This is a genomic window from Flintibacter sp. SJQ-8 (assembly GCF_054108085.1).
On sequence record NZ_JBPJWR010000016.1, the window covers coordinates 577177 to 591379 of the forward strand.

Below are 14203 nucleotides of genomic sequence, written 5' to 3' on the forward strand. Positions count from 1 at the left end.
CCTCCGCTTACGGTCTTTCCCGCAGGTTCAATTCCCGCTCCATCTCGTTCAAGTTCAGGGACAGCATCCGGCTGACCCCCTGCTCCTGCATGGTCACGCCATACAGGGCGTCCGCCTCCTCCATGGTGCCCCGGCGGTGGGTAATGACGATAAACTGAGTTCTGTCCGCCATGGCACGCATGTATTGGGCGAAGCGGGCCACATTGTTGTCGTCCAGGGCGGCCTCGATCTCGTCCATGACCACGAAGGGGGTGGGCCTTACCTTTAAAATAGCAAAGTACAGGGCGATGGCCACGAAGGCCTTCTCGCCGCCGGACAGCAGGGTAATGGTCTTCAGGGCCTTGCCCGGGGGCTGGACCTTGATGTCGATGCCACAGTTGAGCACATCGTCGGGGTCCTCCAGCTCCAGTCTGGCCTTGCCCCCGCCGAACAGCTCCACAAACGTCTGGCCGAAGGCCTGGTCGATGAGGGCGAACTCCCGCTGGAAGATGGCCTTCATCTCCCCGGTAAGGCCGGAAATAATGCGCTCCAGCTCCCGTCTCGCCCGCTCCACGTCGTCCCGCTGGCCGGTGAGATAGGTATAGCGCTGGTTCACCCGGTCAAACTCCTCCACCGCGCCCACGTTCACCTGGCCCAGAGCGGAAATAGCTCGTTTCAGCTCCCCGATGCGCCGGTTGGCGGCGGGAACGGAGTCGAGTTCCTGCCGCTGCCGCCGGGCGGCCTCGTGGGAGAGGCCATAGGTCTCCCACAGCTTGTCCAGTAGCCGCTTCTCCTCCATGGCGGCGGCGGACTTCTTCTGGCTCAGGCGGGACACCTCGGCCTCCAACCGCAGCAGCTCGTCGCTGCGGGTCTGGCTCTCCCGGGTGGCCCGGACCCGCCGTGCCTCCAGTTCCAGCCGGGCGGCGTTCAGCCCCTCCAGCTGCTGGGCGCATTGGCGGCTCTCCTCCCGCAGGGCGGACAGGGCGTTCTGCTTCTCTTGGATCTCCTTGGAGAAGCCCTGGTTCTTCGTCTCATACTCGGCCACCAGACTCTGGCTCTGGGCCCGGTCCCCCGCCAGACTCTCCCGCAGGGCTTCCAGCTCACGGAGTCCCGCCTGGGTGGCCTCCCGCTCCGCTTCTAAAGCGGCCTGGGCGGCGGTGAGGCGGGACAGCTCCGCCGTCAGCGCCTCCGCCTGGGTCTTCAGGTCGCTCCGGCGGCGGTCCTGCTGGACCTGGGCGCTCTGGCTGTCCTGGGCCGCCCCCTCCAGTTGGGTCAGGCGGGCCTGGGCGGCTTTGGCGTCGGCGTCGATCTTGGCCGAACGGGCCTGGAGCTGCTCCAGCTCCCCCCGCAGGGCGGCCTGCCGCCGCTCCAGGTCCGTTTTCTCCCCCTGGGCGCGCTGAATGCGGCCCTGGGTGAGCAGGATGGCGTTTTCAAATTCCCGCAGCTGTTCTTGCGCGGTCTGGCGCTGATAGGCGGCAGCTGTTGCCTCCCGCTGGGCGTCGGCCAGCTGCCTGGCCCACTGGGCGGTGTGCTCGGCCAGCTCTGCCCGCCTGCCCTCCAGCTGCTCCAGCTCGTTGGCCCGACTGAGGATGCCCGCGCCCTTCACGGCGGAGCCGCCGGTCATAGAGCCGCCGGGATTTAGCATCTGCCCGTCCAGGGTGACGATCCTGAACTGATAGCCAAACTTCCGGGCTGCCGCGATGGCGTGGTCCAGGTCCTCCATCACCGCCACCCGGCCCAGCAGATTGGAAAAGATGTTCTGATAGCGCCTGTCAAAGGAGACCAGCCGGTCCGCCACCCCCACAAAGCCGGGCTGACGGGACAGGGCCTCCCCCTCCCGCAGGGCGTGGGGCCGAATTGTCGCAATGGGCAGAATGGTGGCCCGGCCGCCCTCCCGGCGCTTGAGGAACTGGATGACGGCCTTGCCGTCCTCCTCCCGGTCCACCACGATGTTCTGCATGGCCCCGCCCAGGGCGGTCTCGATGGCCAGGGCCACCCGGTCCGGGGCCTTCACCAGTCCGGCCACCGGGCCGTGGACGCCCTTTAACACGCCCCGGTCCGCCTGGTCCATCACCAGCTTCACCGCCCGTGAAAAGCCCTCCCGCTGCCGCTCCATGTCAGACAGCAGCCGGATACGGGCAGCCAGGGCGTTCTCCTCCATCTGGGCCTTCATGTGGGACTCTTTGCAGCCCTCCGCCTTTTTCCGGCGCTTCTCCTCCAGCAGAGCATAGCCCTGGGCGGCGTTGCGCCCCTGGTCCAAGGACTGCTTTGCCTCGTTCTGCTCTCTCTGGGCCTGGGCCAGCTGGGCTTCGGCATTGGCAGACTGCTCCTCCAGCTCTGCCAGCTCCCGGCGGACGGCCCCGTCCCGGTCCAGTACCTCCTGGGCCGCGGCGGCCAGGGCCGAGCGCAGGGCACGGGCGTCGGCGGCGTCCGCCTGGGCCAGGGCCTGGCTGTCCCGCAGGCGCTCCAGCTCCTGCTCCAGCTGTCCGGCGGACTTAGCGTTCTCCTCCACTTTCTCCCGCTGGACCTGGATGGCCTGGGAACCCGCAGATAGCTGGCCCTCGATCTCCTCCAGGCGGTCTTTCCGCTGGGCGATCTGTGCGGCCAGGGAATCTTCCCGGCCCTCCTGCTGCTGCAAATCGGCCCGGATGCGCCGGGCGGACTCGTCGTTGTGGGCGATGGAGCTGTTCAGCACGGCCACGGCAGACTCCAGCGCTCCCGCCTGCTCCTGGCGCTGCTGCTCCTGCCGGCGCAGGCCGTCGGCGGCCACGTCGTGCTCCTGCATCTGCCGGGCGCAGTCCTCCGCGTCGGCATAGGCGGCCTCCTGGGCGGTCTTGGCCCCGTCCCGCTGGGCCGTGGTGCTCTGCAGGTCGGTCTCCAGCTGGATGACCCCCGCCCGGATGTGCTCCAGGCTGTCCAGCCACACGGCGATCTCCAGCCCCCGCAGCTCGTCCCGCAGGGTCAGATACTTCTTGGCCTTGTCCCGCTGGACCCGCAGGGGCTCCAGCTGAAGCTCCAGCTCGTCCACCTTGTCGTTCACCCGCAGCAGGTTCTCGTCGGTGCGCTCCAGCTTGCGCTGGGCCTCCTCCTTCCGGTGGCGGAAGCGGGAGATTCCCGCCGCCTCCTCAAAGACCTCCCGCCGGTCGGTGGACCGCTGGGACAAGATCTCGTCGATGCGGCCCTGGCCGATGATGGCATAGCCCTCCCGGCCCAGGCCGGTGTCCATGAACAGCTCGCTTAAGTCCTTCAGGCGCACCGCATCCCGGTTGATGTAGTATTCGCTCTCCCCAGAGCGGTAATACCGCCGGGTGACCATGATCTCGTTCTCCTCCCGGGGCAGGCGGTGGTCGCTGTTGTCCAGCACCAGGGACACCTGGGCATAGCCCGTCTGCCGCCGCTTGGCGGTGCCGCCGAAGATCACGTCCTCCATCCGGCCACCACGCAGGGCACGGGTGGACTGCTCCCCCATGACCCAGCGCACCGCGTCAGACAGGTTGGACTTGCCGGAGCCGTTCGGCCCCACGATGGCGGTGATGCTCTGGTCAAAGGTCAGCACCGTCTTTTCCGGGAAGGACTTAAAGCCCTGGAGCATCAGCGCCTTGAGATACATGGACACACCTCGCTTTCGTGGGGGGATAAAATATCATTGTATTTTACCACACCCCCGCCCTGTTTTCAAGATTTCGCGCCGGAAGTCGACGGGAAAAGGGGAGAAAAAAATCAAGAGAGAACAGCGTATCTTTTTCGTCGTTCTCTCTTGCCAAGACATTTTTAATGTGTTATAATCAAACAAAAAAATTAAAAATTTTATATAAAAATCGTCATTTTAGACAAATGAATTTTCCGAAAATATCTTTTTTCTCATGTCCATCTGATTGGTTCCCTTCGCTCGTTGTGTATCGGAAAGGAAGTGATTCCAATGTTCTGATTTCGCCTGAAACCATCCATGTGCCGTTACTAACAACAAGCTGCATCAAGATAATAAATAAAGGAGCCTTATCATGAAGAGAAAAATGCTTGCACTGGTTATGGCATTTGTGCTTCTTATGCTGCAAGTGCCTGTCTCTGCTAATGTTTCTTCCGAAGACCCCTTTCCCGCCGATGTTATCCAGTCTGAGGCGATAGAACTTGTCAACATTGCGTTGGACCAGGGCGTCGTTCCTGGTCAGGATAGTAGCGAGATCACATCTCTGTATCTATCTGACAGCATCCCCATTTACGAGCTGCTGGCCGATAACACTTTTACTGAGGCCGACAATATCAAGTATTATGGGATTTTCGATCAGAATGATGTAGCCCGAGGCTTACTCATCGCTCGGATACAAGGTGATGATGAAACTTTGACCTGTGAGTACAATACTTTCTTCTGCGAAGAATTGACTGAGTATAAGCAGAGCGACGCTGAGATATGCTTCATTTTTGCTCAGACGGAAGTCACGATTTTTGACGGCCGCCAAAACCAAACAGTGATGCAAAGCGCGACGCTCCATGATGATTCCCGAGGTGTTTTCGGCGCGGAAACAGCAAGGACCTCTCAGCTTAAGTCACTAAACCGCAGCGTAATAAGCTCTATGACAGAGTTGAATCTTGTGAGCACGGCTGCCACCAACTCCACCGTCTCCGGTTCTGTAAGCGTACCTCTTGTCGCTCAGGCCCCGTGGGATAATGGATGCTGGGCAGCATGTGCGGTGAGCGTGGGAAGTTATCTAAAGCCGTCTGTCCACCTTACCGTTACAAATATTATGAACGATTATGCAAATGGAAAAGATGATGCAAAATCGTATAATACGATACAAGATGTGTTGGCATATGAATACGGATGTGAGACCACTCAACATGTCTTTTCAACACTCAATATGGGTACTGTAATGGATAACATTGGCGTTGGTACGAACAAGGGGAATCCAATTATTGCACGTGTTTCGTATAAAGGACTAGTCGAAGGACATTTCATTGTTGTGCGCGGTTATGTATACACTGCAGGAACGGGGACATTGGATCGCGCTACAATTATGGATCCTGCAGATGACAGCGGCGTCAGAATTTTGACTGTTACCGGAACAGGACGGTCAATGACGTTTAAGTATACACCAGTCACCAATTCTGATCCCCGTGATGTTGGTCTGTATATAACCATCGCCAAATAATAAGATAAATGAAAATAAACAGCTTGCCGAAAGATCGAATCTTGCCCATTGCCCGCCTACTGCTGGTGATTGCTGCCCCGTTCCTGTGGTATTGGCTCTTCGGTTGGGGGACTGTTCATATCATCGATTTTTCTGCCCAGGAAGTAGAATATGTTCAAATCAGCTGCTCACACTACCCTGAACGTGGGTCTATATATGATCCTGGGGAGATACAGGCACTGATTGATGAAGCAAATGCCATGCAAAACAAAGGGACCAGACTCAAGTTGCTTCTGCATGGAATCGGCATGGGTGGAAGTATTCTATATGACTGTGATTTTTACCTCACCGACGGCACAGAATTTTTATTGACCTTTGCCTCCGGCAAAAGCGGCGATCCGGTATCAGAGAAGGATCTAACTTGTTGGTATCGATTTTCGACCACCGAGGAAGACACAGTCGGTCCCATGTGTCGAGGCTCGATGGAGGTATATTTCCAGTTGTTTGAAAAATATAACCATCGTCCGGCACCGGGTGCTGAGCAAGACGCGAGATGAAGCCAGAAAGCCGTCCTCCAATGGGGGACGGCTTTCTGCACTTAAAGCAATGGAATTTCTGATTTACTGATTCAATTTCGTCCTTCTTCCGGCCCGCTCAACCGGCGATAGGTCCCCCGGATGAGGACGGCGGCCACGCAGAAGGCCAGCAGGTCGGACACGGGCATGGAGTACAGCACGCCGTCCAGCCCGAAGAACCGGGGCAGCAGCAGGGCAAAGCCCACGCCGAACACCACCTCCCGCAGCATAGACAGCGCCGTGGAGGCCCCCGCCCGGCCCATGGCTTGGAGGAAGATGAAGCAGGCCTTGTTTACGCAGGCCAGCACGATATTCACCGCCGCCCCGGCCAGGGTGGCCGCCATGGCAAACTTGGGGCTGCCGTCGGCCCGGATCACCGGGTTCATGGCCTGGCCGAACATGTAGAAGGGCAGGCCCAGGGTGATGTAGAACAGATATTCCTGGGCATAGCCAAAGGTCTCTTCGTTCACCCGGCCTCCGAACAGGGTGACGAGTGGGTCGGCAAAGGCCAGATACAGGGCGGTGAGGACCAGGCTGCTGACGATGGCCAGGGCCACAGCGCTGCCCACGCTCTTCCGGGCCCTCTCTATATCTCCCCGGCCCAGGCTGATGCTGACAAAGGCGCAGCAGCCGTCCCCGATCATCACCGCCACTGCCAGGGCCACCACCGTCAGGGGGAATACCACCGTGTTGGCGGCGTTGCCGAAGGAGCCCAGATAGCTGGCGTTGGCGATGAACAGCTGGTCCACAATGTTATAAAGCGCCCCCACCAGCAGAGAGATGACGCATGGCACGGCATACTGCCGCAGCAGCTGCCCCACCGGGCGCTGGCCCAAAAACTGATCGGATGTTTCCACAAAGCTCACCTTTTCCTTTTAAGATCAAGCTCCCGCTCCTGTCATGTGATATGGCCCCCGCCCCTGGGGGCGGGGACTGCGAAAGGAGATGGGAGAAATAAAAACAACGTGCCCCGCCCAAGCGCAACTGGAATTACGCATGGGTGCGACACGTTGTAACTTTATTTTACCGGAGCAAACTTCAAAAGGCAAAGGCAGTTTTGCACAAAGTTTCAGGCGGCTTTTTTACGCGGCTTTCCTTGTGGACCTAGTCCTGGCAATGCAAAATTTGCTCCTGCAACTCTTTTGAAAGAAGCTCACGCAGTTCAACGGGAATCACTTTTTCCGGGTCTTTATAGCGAAGTTCCGTGTACGCGTCTTCTTCCGCGGACTTTCCAAAAATAAAGTCGACAAATTCTGCATCTGTGCTGTTTTCAATCGCTTTATCATTGATCCGTAGTGTCATGGGAATAAACCTGGATGTGTCGTCGCTGGACTGGATGAGCCCTATCGTAAAGCTGAGATTTGTCACCCCCAGCTTGTATGTAATGGTCGGCGTTTTTAGATTTTTTACGACGCAGACGAGTTCCGATGTAATGGCAGGAAGCAATTCCAGATATCCAAGTTTCTTTTTTGCGTTGTTGTACGGGTGATTTTTGTCAAAAAATATTTGGTCGGTAGTCAGCGTCGCTTTCTTCGCTTTTTTATAAAAATCTTTCGCCGAAAGACTGGATTTTGTTCCCGTCAAATGCTTAAAGCGGTCCACCGGAAACGCCACCTCAAAGTGTTTATCTCCAACGACATACAGGAACACTTTTCCCGCCAGTTCTTCGCTGTAAACAGAAGCCGCATCTAAAATTTTCGTTCTGATCGCCAGTTTTTTCTTCTCTGGAAGGCGCATACTCTGACCTCTTTCGACATCTATGGTAAAAAAATGAGGAGTGATACGATTCACTCCTCAGAAATTTTAGAAAAGAGAGTTTTCTGCTGGTTGCCAGCCGCGGTGCCCAGTGAAAGCACCTAAAAGGTGTGAGTTTGTTAAGTCCCCCACATGGACTACAGCCCTTTCTGTCTGCTGCCGACCGCGATGCCCAGTGAAAGCATCTAAACGTTACGGGAGTTTACCCTGTCCCGTATCCAGCTCAACTTTTTGCGGTGCTCTCACACCGGAAGCATTGCTGCTTCTGTCTATAGTATACGCACTTTATGCCGTTTCGTCAACCAAAATCTTCAATTTTTCTCACATCTTGATCCAGCCCAAGGCGTTCGCCACGGAGCTGACCAGGATGATGGCGGCGAAGAGGGGGCAGAGGTATCGGATCATGAAGTTGAAGACCACTTTCCGGCGGAACTGGCCGCCGTTTTGGGTGACCTCCTCCTCGATCTTGTCCACGCCCACCACCCGGGACACCAGCAGGCAGGTGGCGATGGCGGCGATGGGCATCATCACGGAGTTGGTCAAAAAGTCGAACAGGTCCAAAAACTGCATCCCGAACACCGTGACCCCGGCCAGGGGGCCATAGCCCAGGGCGGACAGGCTGCCCAGGGCTACCATGATGACGCCGATGAGCAGGGTGGACTTGTGGCGCTTCCAGCCCAGCTCGTCCTCAAAGGTGGACACGGCGCTCTCCGTCAGGGCGATGGAGCTGGTCACGGCGGCAAACAGCACCAGCAGGAAGAACATCACGCCCACCACCGTGCCCATGCCCATGCTGTCGAACACCTTGGGGATGGTGATGAACATCAGAGCGGGACCGGCCTGAAGGGTGTCCGGGTCGCCGCCGGAGAAGGCGAACACGGCGGGAATGATCATCAGGCCCGCCATGATGGCGATGGCGGTGTCGAAGATCTCCACATTGGTGGTGGACCCCTCGATGGACACGTCTTTTTTCATATAGGAACCGAAGGTGATAAGGATGCCCATGGCGATGGACAGGGAATAGAACATCTGCCCCATGGCGGACACCACCGTCATCCAGGAGAAGTTGTCCAGATTGGGCACCAGGAAATACTTCACCCCCGCCAGGGCCCCGGGCCGGGTGACGGAGTAGACGGCGATGATAACGGACAGCACCGCCAGCACGGGCATCATGCACTTGGACACCCGCTCCACCCCGTTGCGCACCCCGGCATAGATGATGCCCAGGGTGAACAGGGTGAACACCACAAAGCACAGCTCCACCGACACGCCGCTGGAGATAAATTCAGAGAAATAGCCGTCCTGAGCCAGGGCGGAGCCGCCGCCCCGGAGATACTCCACCAGATACTTGATGACCCAGCCGCCGATGACCGAGTAATAGGGCACGATCAAAATGGGGATGATGGCGTTGATCCACCCGCCGAAGGCGAATCCGCCCCCCTTGCCAAAGGCGGCGAAGGCCCCCACGGGGCTCTTCTTGGTCATGCGGCCCAGGGCGGTCTCCGCCACGATCATGGTATAGCCGAAGGTAAAGGCCAGAATGATATAGATCAGCAGAAAAATTCCGCCGCCGTATTTGGCCGCCAGATAGGGAAAGCGCCAGATGTTCCCCAGGCCGACAGAGGCTCCCGCCGCCGACAGCACGAACCCCAGCTTCCCGGAAAAGGCGCTCCGCTTGTGATGATGCGTCTCCATAACTTCACATTCTCCTAAATCCGTTTTTACGCCTGGTTTTATTCCGCGCTTCCCCAGCTGATCGAATCTACCATGTTCCCCGCCCCCTGCGGGGGCGGAGGACCAAAAGAGAACCAGGCGTATTTTTCAAACAAGTTTGTTCAGTTTAACATAGTTATCCGAAGAACGCAATCTCTGTTTTATGGAACTTTTCAACTTTAGTAAGGCAGAGAGACTGAACACGTTTCCGCCTAAAAGCGCCCGATTTTCCAGTCTGAAATCGCTGTCCCGGCAAATCCGGCTCAGAGACTGAAAAAGCGTAGGGAAAATCCCCGCGCTTTTTCTCGGTCATTTCGCCCCAAACATCGCTGCATACAGCTGCTCCTTCGCCTGCTCCGGGGACTCTTCCAGAGCCACTGCGAATTCTTCGCTGAGCAGCTGCTCGGTCTTTCGTTTATATTGCTCGTCTGTGGTGGTCAGCCGCTTTCCCCTGTTCTGCTCGGTCTGTTCCTTCAAACTCAGCTCCTTCAGCAGCCGCAGCCGCCCGTTCAGGCCCTCTGCGGAAAGCAGCTCGTGGTAATACGAGACCAGCTCCTGGCGTTTTTTGATACCGGAAGGGCTGACCTCCAGCTGATTCAGACGGTCCAGGTAAGTATATGCCTCCTGCCGGGTGATGACGGACCGGAGATATTCCTCCTCTTTGGTGGGGACATAGCTGTGCTCGTCGCTGGTGGTAAAGGGCGGACGGAGGGTGTAATATTCTTCGTCGCTGTTTTGCAGAAAGCCCAGCTTTCCGATGGCCTCGATCCGGCAGACGCCGTTGTTTCGATACATCACATATTGGCCGACGTCATACTTCATGCAGTGGGCGCACTCCTTTCCCTGTATTTTTTCTTATTCTGTGACTATTTTATAACAAAATCGTTCTTTTTTCAAAGGCGATATTGTACGAAATCCGCGTAGAGAAAAGCGTGCAAAATGCCAAGAGCTTTATGTTTTTTCCCGCTCCGCCAGCAGTCCCACCGTTCCCCGCTGCGGGTCCCAGGCCGCATGGGAGATGCGGTCGCAGACCACGAAGCGGCTCAGGGCCGGGAGATAGTCATAGTGTAAGTCATATTTGGAGGGAACCGGGCGGCCCTGCCGCTCCAGCACGGTTCGAAAGCCCCGCAATATCGAGAGCGCGTGGGCGGCAAAGTCCAACTGCGTCTTCGCCGCCGCGTTTTTTATCCGAAGCGCCCGCATGACCGCCTGGGCGCTGTCCCCGCTGGCCGCACAGCCCAGGCCGGGCGCGTACAGACTGCCGCCCGACGGGATCATGGTATTCACCCCCGCCCTCGTCAGGGCTGCGATGGCCGCGTCATCTATGGTGATGGGGTTTCCGTCCTGGTCGCAGGGATAGGCCCCCCGAAGCTCGCTCTCTCCAAACACCTCCGGCCAATTCTTCAGGCCGGTCTCCCAGGCCCGCTTACTGGTCCACGCCTCGCTCTCCCCGCTGTCGGGGTGCTCCGCCACGTCCAGGAAATAGGCCCGGTCCGGCTCAAATCTGGCATACAGCAGGTGGCTCCCCGGCTTGGCAAAGCGTTTGCCCTCTTTCACCACCGGCTCAGTGTCGGTCTCCTTTGCGGACAGGTGCAGGTGGACGATGCCATACAGCATATTCTGATAGTCCCGGCTTCCCTGGCCATACAGCCCCCTGCTTTGAAAGCAGTTCACGTCCACGCCGCCGCGTACCCACTCCGCCAGCTTGTCCAGGGCCTCCCGGACGGAGGGCGGCAGCCGGGGCAGCTTCTCCTCCAGCTCCCGGGCCATCAAGACCTCCCGCTCTCGCGGCACGATGTACTTTTCAAAAAACGTGTATAATTTAATCAGCAAAGTGGTCAGATCGTCTTTCTTTCGATATTTCACGCCGTAATGCTCCAGCTGCTCCAGCGCAAACCGCCGCAAATCCGCTTGAAAGTCCATATTTCAGTGTCACCTCACAGTTGATTTTTTGATAAAATTCTGATAAAATTGCGATAGTATTGATAGGCCCATCATCACACAAGGAGGCGTTACCATGATCAATATCAGGCCCGTTTCGGACTTGCGCAACAAATTCCCCGAAATTGAAAACACGGTGCTGAACACCGGCGAGCCCGTTTATCTGACGAAAAACGGGTATGGCTCCATGGTCGTCATGAGCATCGAGCAGTATGCTGCCCTGACTGACGAGGTGGAACTGAAGCTGAACGAAGCAGACCGCGCCGCGGAGCGTACCGACGTTCGTTATTCCGGGGACGAAGTATTTGACCGCGTGCGGGGACGTATTCATGGACGGAAAACCTGAGCATTCTGCGCCTTTCTTTTTCCTCCTGGTCGTGATATACTTTGCTAAAGTGATTCTTGTCCAGGTCCACGTATGCCCGCAGCGATGCTGCGCGCCCGAGGTAGGGGTTTTTATGAGTAAGAACATGCAGGAAAACAGACTTGTCGAAGCGCTGACCCGAAATTCTCTTTATACCTTTGAATTCGATGTGTCCATCGGTCTGGTGGAAGAGGAGATCGTGGACAGAAACGGCGTCAACTTCACAAAGATATTGGGGCTCTCCGTCCCCTGCTCCTTCGACGCCATGATGGAGCGGGCCTTTGGCCAGGCTCTGGAGTGCCGCTATACCTCTGAGTCCTCCATCACCACTCTGTCCCGCCAGGCCCTGTTGGACGCCTTTGACCACGGGAAGACCAAGCTGGAGGCCAACCTCCACTACGCCGCCTGGGATAAATACGTGCGCATCACCTATCTGTTGTCCCGGGAGGCTGAAACCGGCCATGTCCTTGCCTATGTGATCTGCGACGACGTCACCGACCTGGAGCGGATGCGCGGCGACTCCCTCCATCTGGACAACACAAATTTAAAGCGGGAACGGGACGCCCTGACCAAGGAGCGAAACGACCTGACGGAAGAACGGGACGATCTGACCCACAAGAACACCGATCTCACCGAAGAGCGGGACGTGCTCAGCGAGGAGAACGGCGAGCTGACCCGCGCGGCGGACGCGGTACACTTCATTCTGAACGCCGGTTCCTTTGTGTGTACCTATAACTTGCAGGGAAACACCATGCTGGGCATCAAATACTCCCAGGCCATGCGCAGGCTGTATGGCTATTCCCAGGAGGGCGAGTTCCCCGACCTGTGGGACTCCTGGATGGACTGCATCCTGCCGGAGGACCGCAGCTATGTGGAAAACAGTTATTTTTCCGCTGTCAAGGACTACTCCGGCCAGACCCTGTACGACGTGACTTACCGTGCCCGGCAGAAGGACGGCGCCATCCGCTGGCAGCGCGCCGCGGCCTCGGTGCTGCGGCGGCCAGACGGGACGCCCATCGCCGGATACGGCCTGGTGATGGACATTGACGAGCAGAAGCGGGCGGCGGATCTGATCGACGCGGCGCTGGAGCAGTGCGACCTGTCCGGCGTTCAGGTCCTGCTGGTGGAGGACAACGACCTGAACATGGAGATCGCGGAGACCTTTTTGACCGACGCCGGGGCCTCCGTCACCAAGGCCTTCAACGGCCAGCAGGCGGTGTACGCCTTCTCCAAAGCGCCCGCCGGGACCTTTGACATCATCCTGATGGACGTGATGATGCCGGTGATGGACGGATACGAGGCGACAAGGCGCATCCGCAGCCTGAACCGCCTGGACGCCAAGACCATCCCCATCGTCGCCATGACGGCCAACGCCTTTGCCGAGGACGTGGAGGAGTCCCGCAGCGCCGGGATGAACGAGCACATCTCCAAGCCCCTGGACATCGGAAAAGTGAAAATGACCATTGCGCGCTACATCGGGCGGAAAAGATCATAACGCGCATAACGGCATAAGCAAAAGCGAGACATGAACGAATCATGTCTCGCTTTTTGGTGGACCTGATCGGATTCGAACCGACGACCCCTACAATGCGAATGTAGTGCGCTCCCAGCTGCGCTACAGGCCCGTATTTTCTTTTTGAAGGACTTTTATCATTATAGCAGATTTTCTGGAATTGTAAAGCAAAATTTTTTGCCCGGCCAAATTTTCGTCTGGCCGGGCAATTTTCAAGCTGTCTCTTCAGGCCGGATGTCCTGGGAGGGGGCCGGTTCCGGCTCCTGGGGCTGTTCCGGCTCTGCCGGGCTTTCCTGGGAGACGTCCGGGGGCTGGGCGCTCTCCTCGGGCTGCGGCGCAGGCTCCGGGAGCTGCTCCGGCTGCTGGACGGCCTCCTCCGGCTGGGGTTCGGGGGCCTGGCCGGGGCAGACGGCCTGGACCACCCAGCGGGTGGCGTGGCCGTTTCCCGTGCAGGTGGACAGGGTCAGCACCTTGTCATACGTGTGGGGCGTCACCCCGGTGTTCAGGGCGGACAGGGCCAGACAGCTGTCCAGAAAGCTCTGGCGGCTGCTGTCGCTGCGCAGCCCCAGGCGATAGACATCGCTGTCCACGCTCACCTCTCCGGCGGCGAAGATCTCATAGCGGTGGGTGCCGCTGTCATCGGTGAGGTACACATAGGGGTGGGCCTGCCAATAGCTGCGGCTTTTGTACTGGCTCAGGGTGCCGAACATGGAGCGGTTGTTCATCCGGTGGCCGTAAATAATGGTGTTGAAGTCGCTCAGGTCGCTGCTGTTCCGGCACTCCATGAAGATGGCCCCCACGGAGTTCTTCCCGCCCCGCCAGGTGTGGTCAAGATAGTAGCTGTTGTCCGTCCCCTGGACCACGGGATAGGACACCCGGGTGCCGGGGATGAGGATCCAGCCCAGCACGTCCGGGTTCTGCTGCCGCAGGGCGGAGAAGTCCATGTCTTTCAGCGCCTGGGCGTAGGGGTCCTGCCACACGGGGACCTCCTCCGGGGCCTCCCCCGCCCCGTCGGTGCTGGCGGAGCTTGAAACGCTCCCGCTCCCGCCGGTAAAGTCCACCACCGGCAGGTCGGACAGGTCGGGCAGCCCGGCCAGCTCCTCGGCCTGGGCGTATGTCTCGTCCCCCTGGCGGTACTGCACCAGCTGGAGGGCCGTTCTGCCCAGGCAGAGGGCGCAGATCACCGCCAGCAGGGCGGCCAGAGCTTTTCGGAATTTCGGTTTCATGGTCTCTCCTC

11 protein-coding genes and 1 tRNA gene are annotated in these 14203 nt (G+C 58.4%); 4 read left to right on the plus strand and 8 right to left on the minus strand.

Annotated features, from left to right (window positions below; genetic code table 11):
• Window positions 1-7: 7 nt before the first annotated feature.
• Entirely contained in the window at window positions 8-3589 is a 3582-nt protein-coding gene (gene smc, locus ACSAMP_RS14295; RefSeq protein ID WP_457800901.1) for a chromosome segregation protein SMC, read from the minus strand.
• A gap of 391 nt (window positions 3590-3980) precedes the next feature.
• Between smc and ACSAMP_RS14300 the strand changes: the two genes are divergently transcribed.
• Window positions 3981-5126, plus strand: coding sequence for a C39 family peptidase (locus ACSAMP_RS14300; RefSeq protein ID WP_457800902.1), 1146 nt, complete (start codon window positions 3981-3983; stop codon window positions 5124-5126).
• 23 nt (window positions 5127-5149) lie between these two features.
• A complete protein-coding gene (locus tag ACSAMP_RS14305) occupies window positions 5150-5662 on the plus strand; it encodes a hypothetical protein (RefSeq protein ID WP_457800903.1) in 513 nt (170 codons plus the stop codon).
• 71 nt (window positions 5663-5733) lie between these two features.
• On the opposite strand, the gene ACSAMP_RS14310 is transcribed toward ACSAMP_RS14305, so the two are convergent.
• The 5 genes from ACSAMP_RS14310 to ACSAMP_RS14330 form a co-directional block, all read right to left on the minus strand.
• Window positions 5734-6537 (minus strand): MATE family efflux transporter, encoded by an 804-nt coding sequence (locus ACSAMP_RS14310; RefSeq protein ID WP_457800904.1) that lies wholly within the window; start codon window positions 6535-6537, stop codon window positions 5734-5736.
• 247 nt (window positions 6538-6784) lie between these two features.
• Window positions 6785-7417: a PBECR4 domain-containing protein gene (locus tag ACSAMP_RS14315; RefSeq protein ID WP_457800905.1), complete on the minus strand. Its 633-nt coding sequence runs from the start codon at window positions 7415-7417 to the stop codon at window positions 6785-6787.
• Between the two features lie 339 nt (window positions 7418-7756).
• A complete protein-coding gene (locus ACSAMP_RS14320) occupies window positions 7757-9130 on the minus strand; it encodes a sodium-dependent transporter (protein WP_457800906.1) in 1374 nt (457 codons plus the stop codon).
• A gap of 327 nt (window positions 9131-9457) precedes the next feature.
• A complete protein-coding gene (locus ACSAMP_RS14325; protein ID WP_457800907.1) occupies window positions 9458-9970 on the minus strand; it encodes a CarD family transcriptional regulator in 513 nt (170 codons plus the stop codon).
• A 129-nt stretch (window positions 9971-10099) separates the two neighbouring features.
• Window positions 10100-11071: a hypothetical protein gene (locus tag ACSAMP_RS14330; protein ID WP_457800908.1), complete on the minus strand. Its 972-nt coding sequence runs from the start codon at window positions 11069-11071 to the stop codon at window positions 10100-10102.
• Between the two features lie 94 nt (window positions 11072-11165).
• Here ACSAMP_RS14330 and ACSAMP_RS14335 point away from each other — a divergent pair, with 94 nt between their 5' ends.
• Complete coding sequence (locus ACSAMP_RS14335; RefSeq protein WP_457800909.1) at window positions 11166-11435, plus strand: type II toxin-antitoxin system Phd/YefM family antitoxin; 270 nt, start codon at window positions 11166-11168, stop codon at window positions 11433-11435.
• 112 nt (window positions 11436-11547) lie between these two features.
• Window positions 11548-12948 (plus strand): response regulator, encoded by a 1401-nt coding sequence (locus ACSAMP_RS14340; protein WP_457800910.1) that lies wholly within the window; start codon window positions 11548-11550, stop codon window positions 12946-12948.
• 54 nt (window positions 12949-13002) lie between these two features.
• Here ACSAMP_RS14340 and ACSAMP_RS14345 read toward each other — a convergent pair.
• A tRNA-Ala gene (locus ACSAMP_RS14345) sits at window positions 13003-13078 on the minus strand.
• Window positions 13079-13178: 100 nt separating this feature from the next.
• On the minus strand, window positions 13179-14192 hold the full coding sequence (gene srtB, locus ACSAMP_RS14350) for a class B sortase (RefSeq protein ID WP_457800911.1): 1014 nt from the start codon (window positions 14190-14192) through the stop codon (window positions 13179-13181).
• Window positions 14193-14203: the final 11 nt, after the last annotated feature.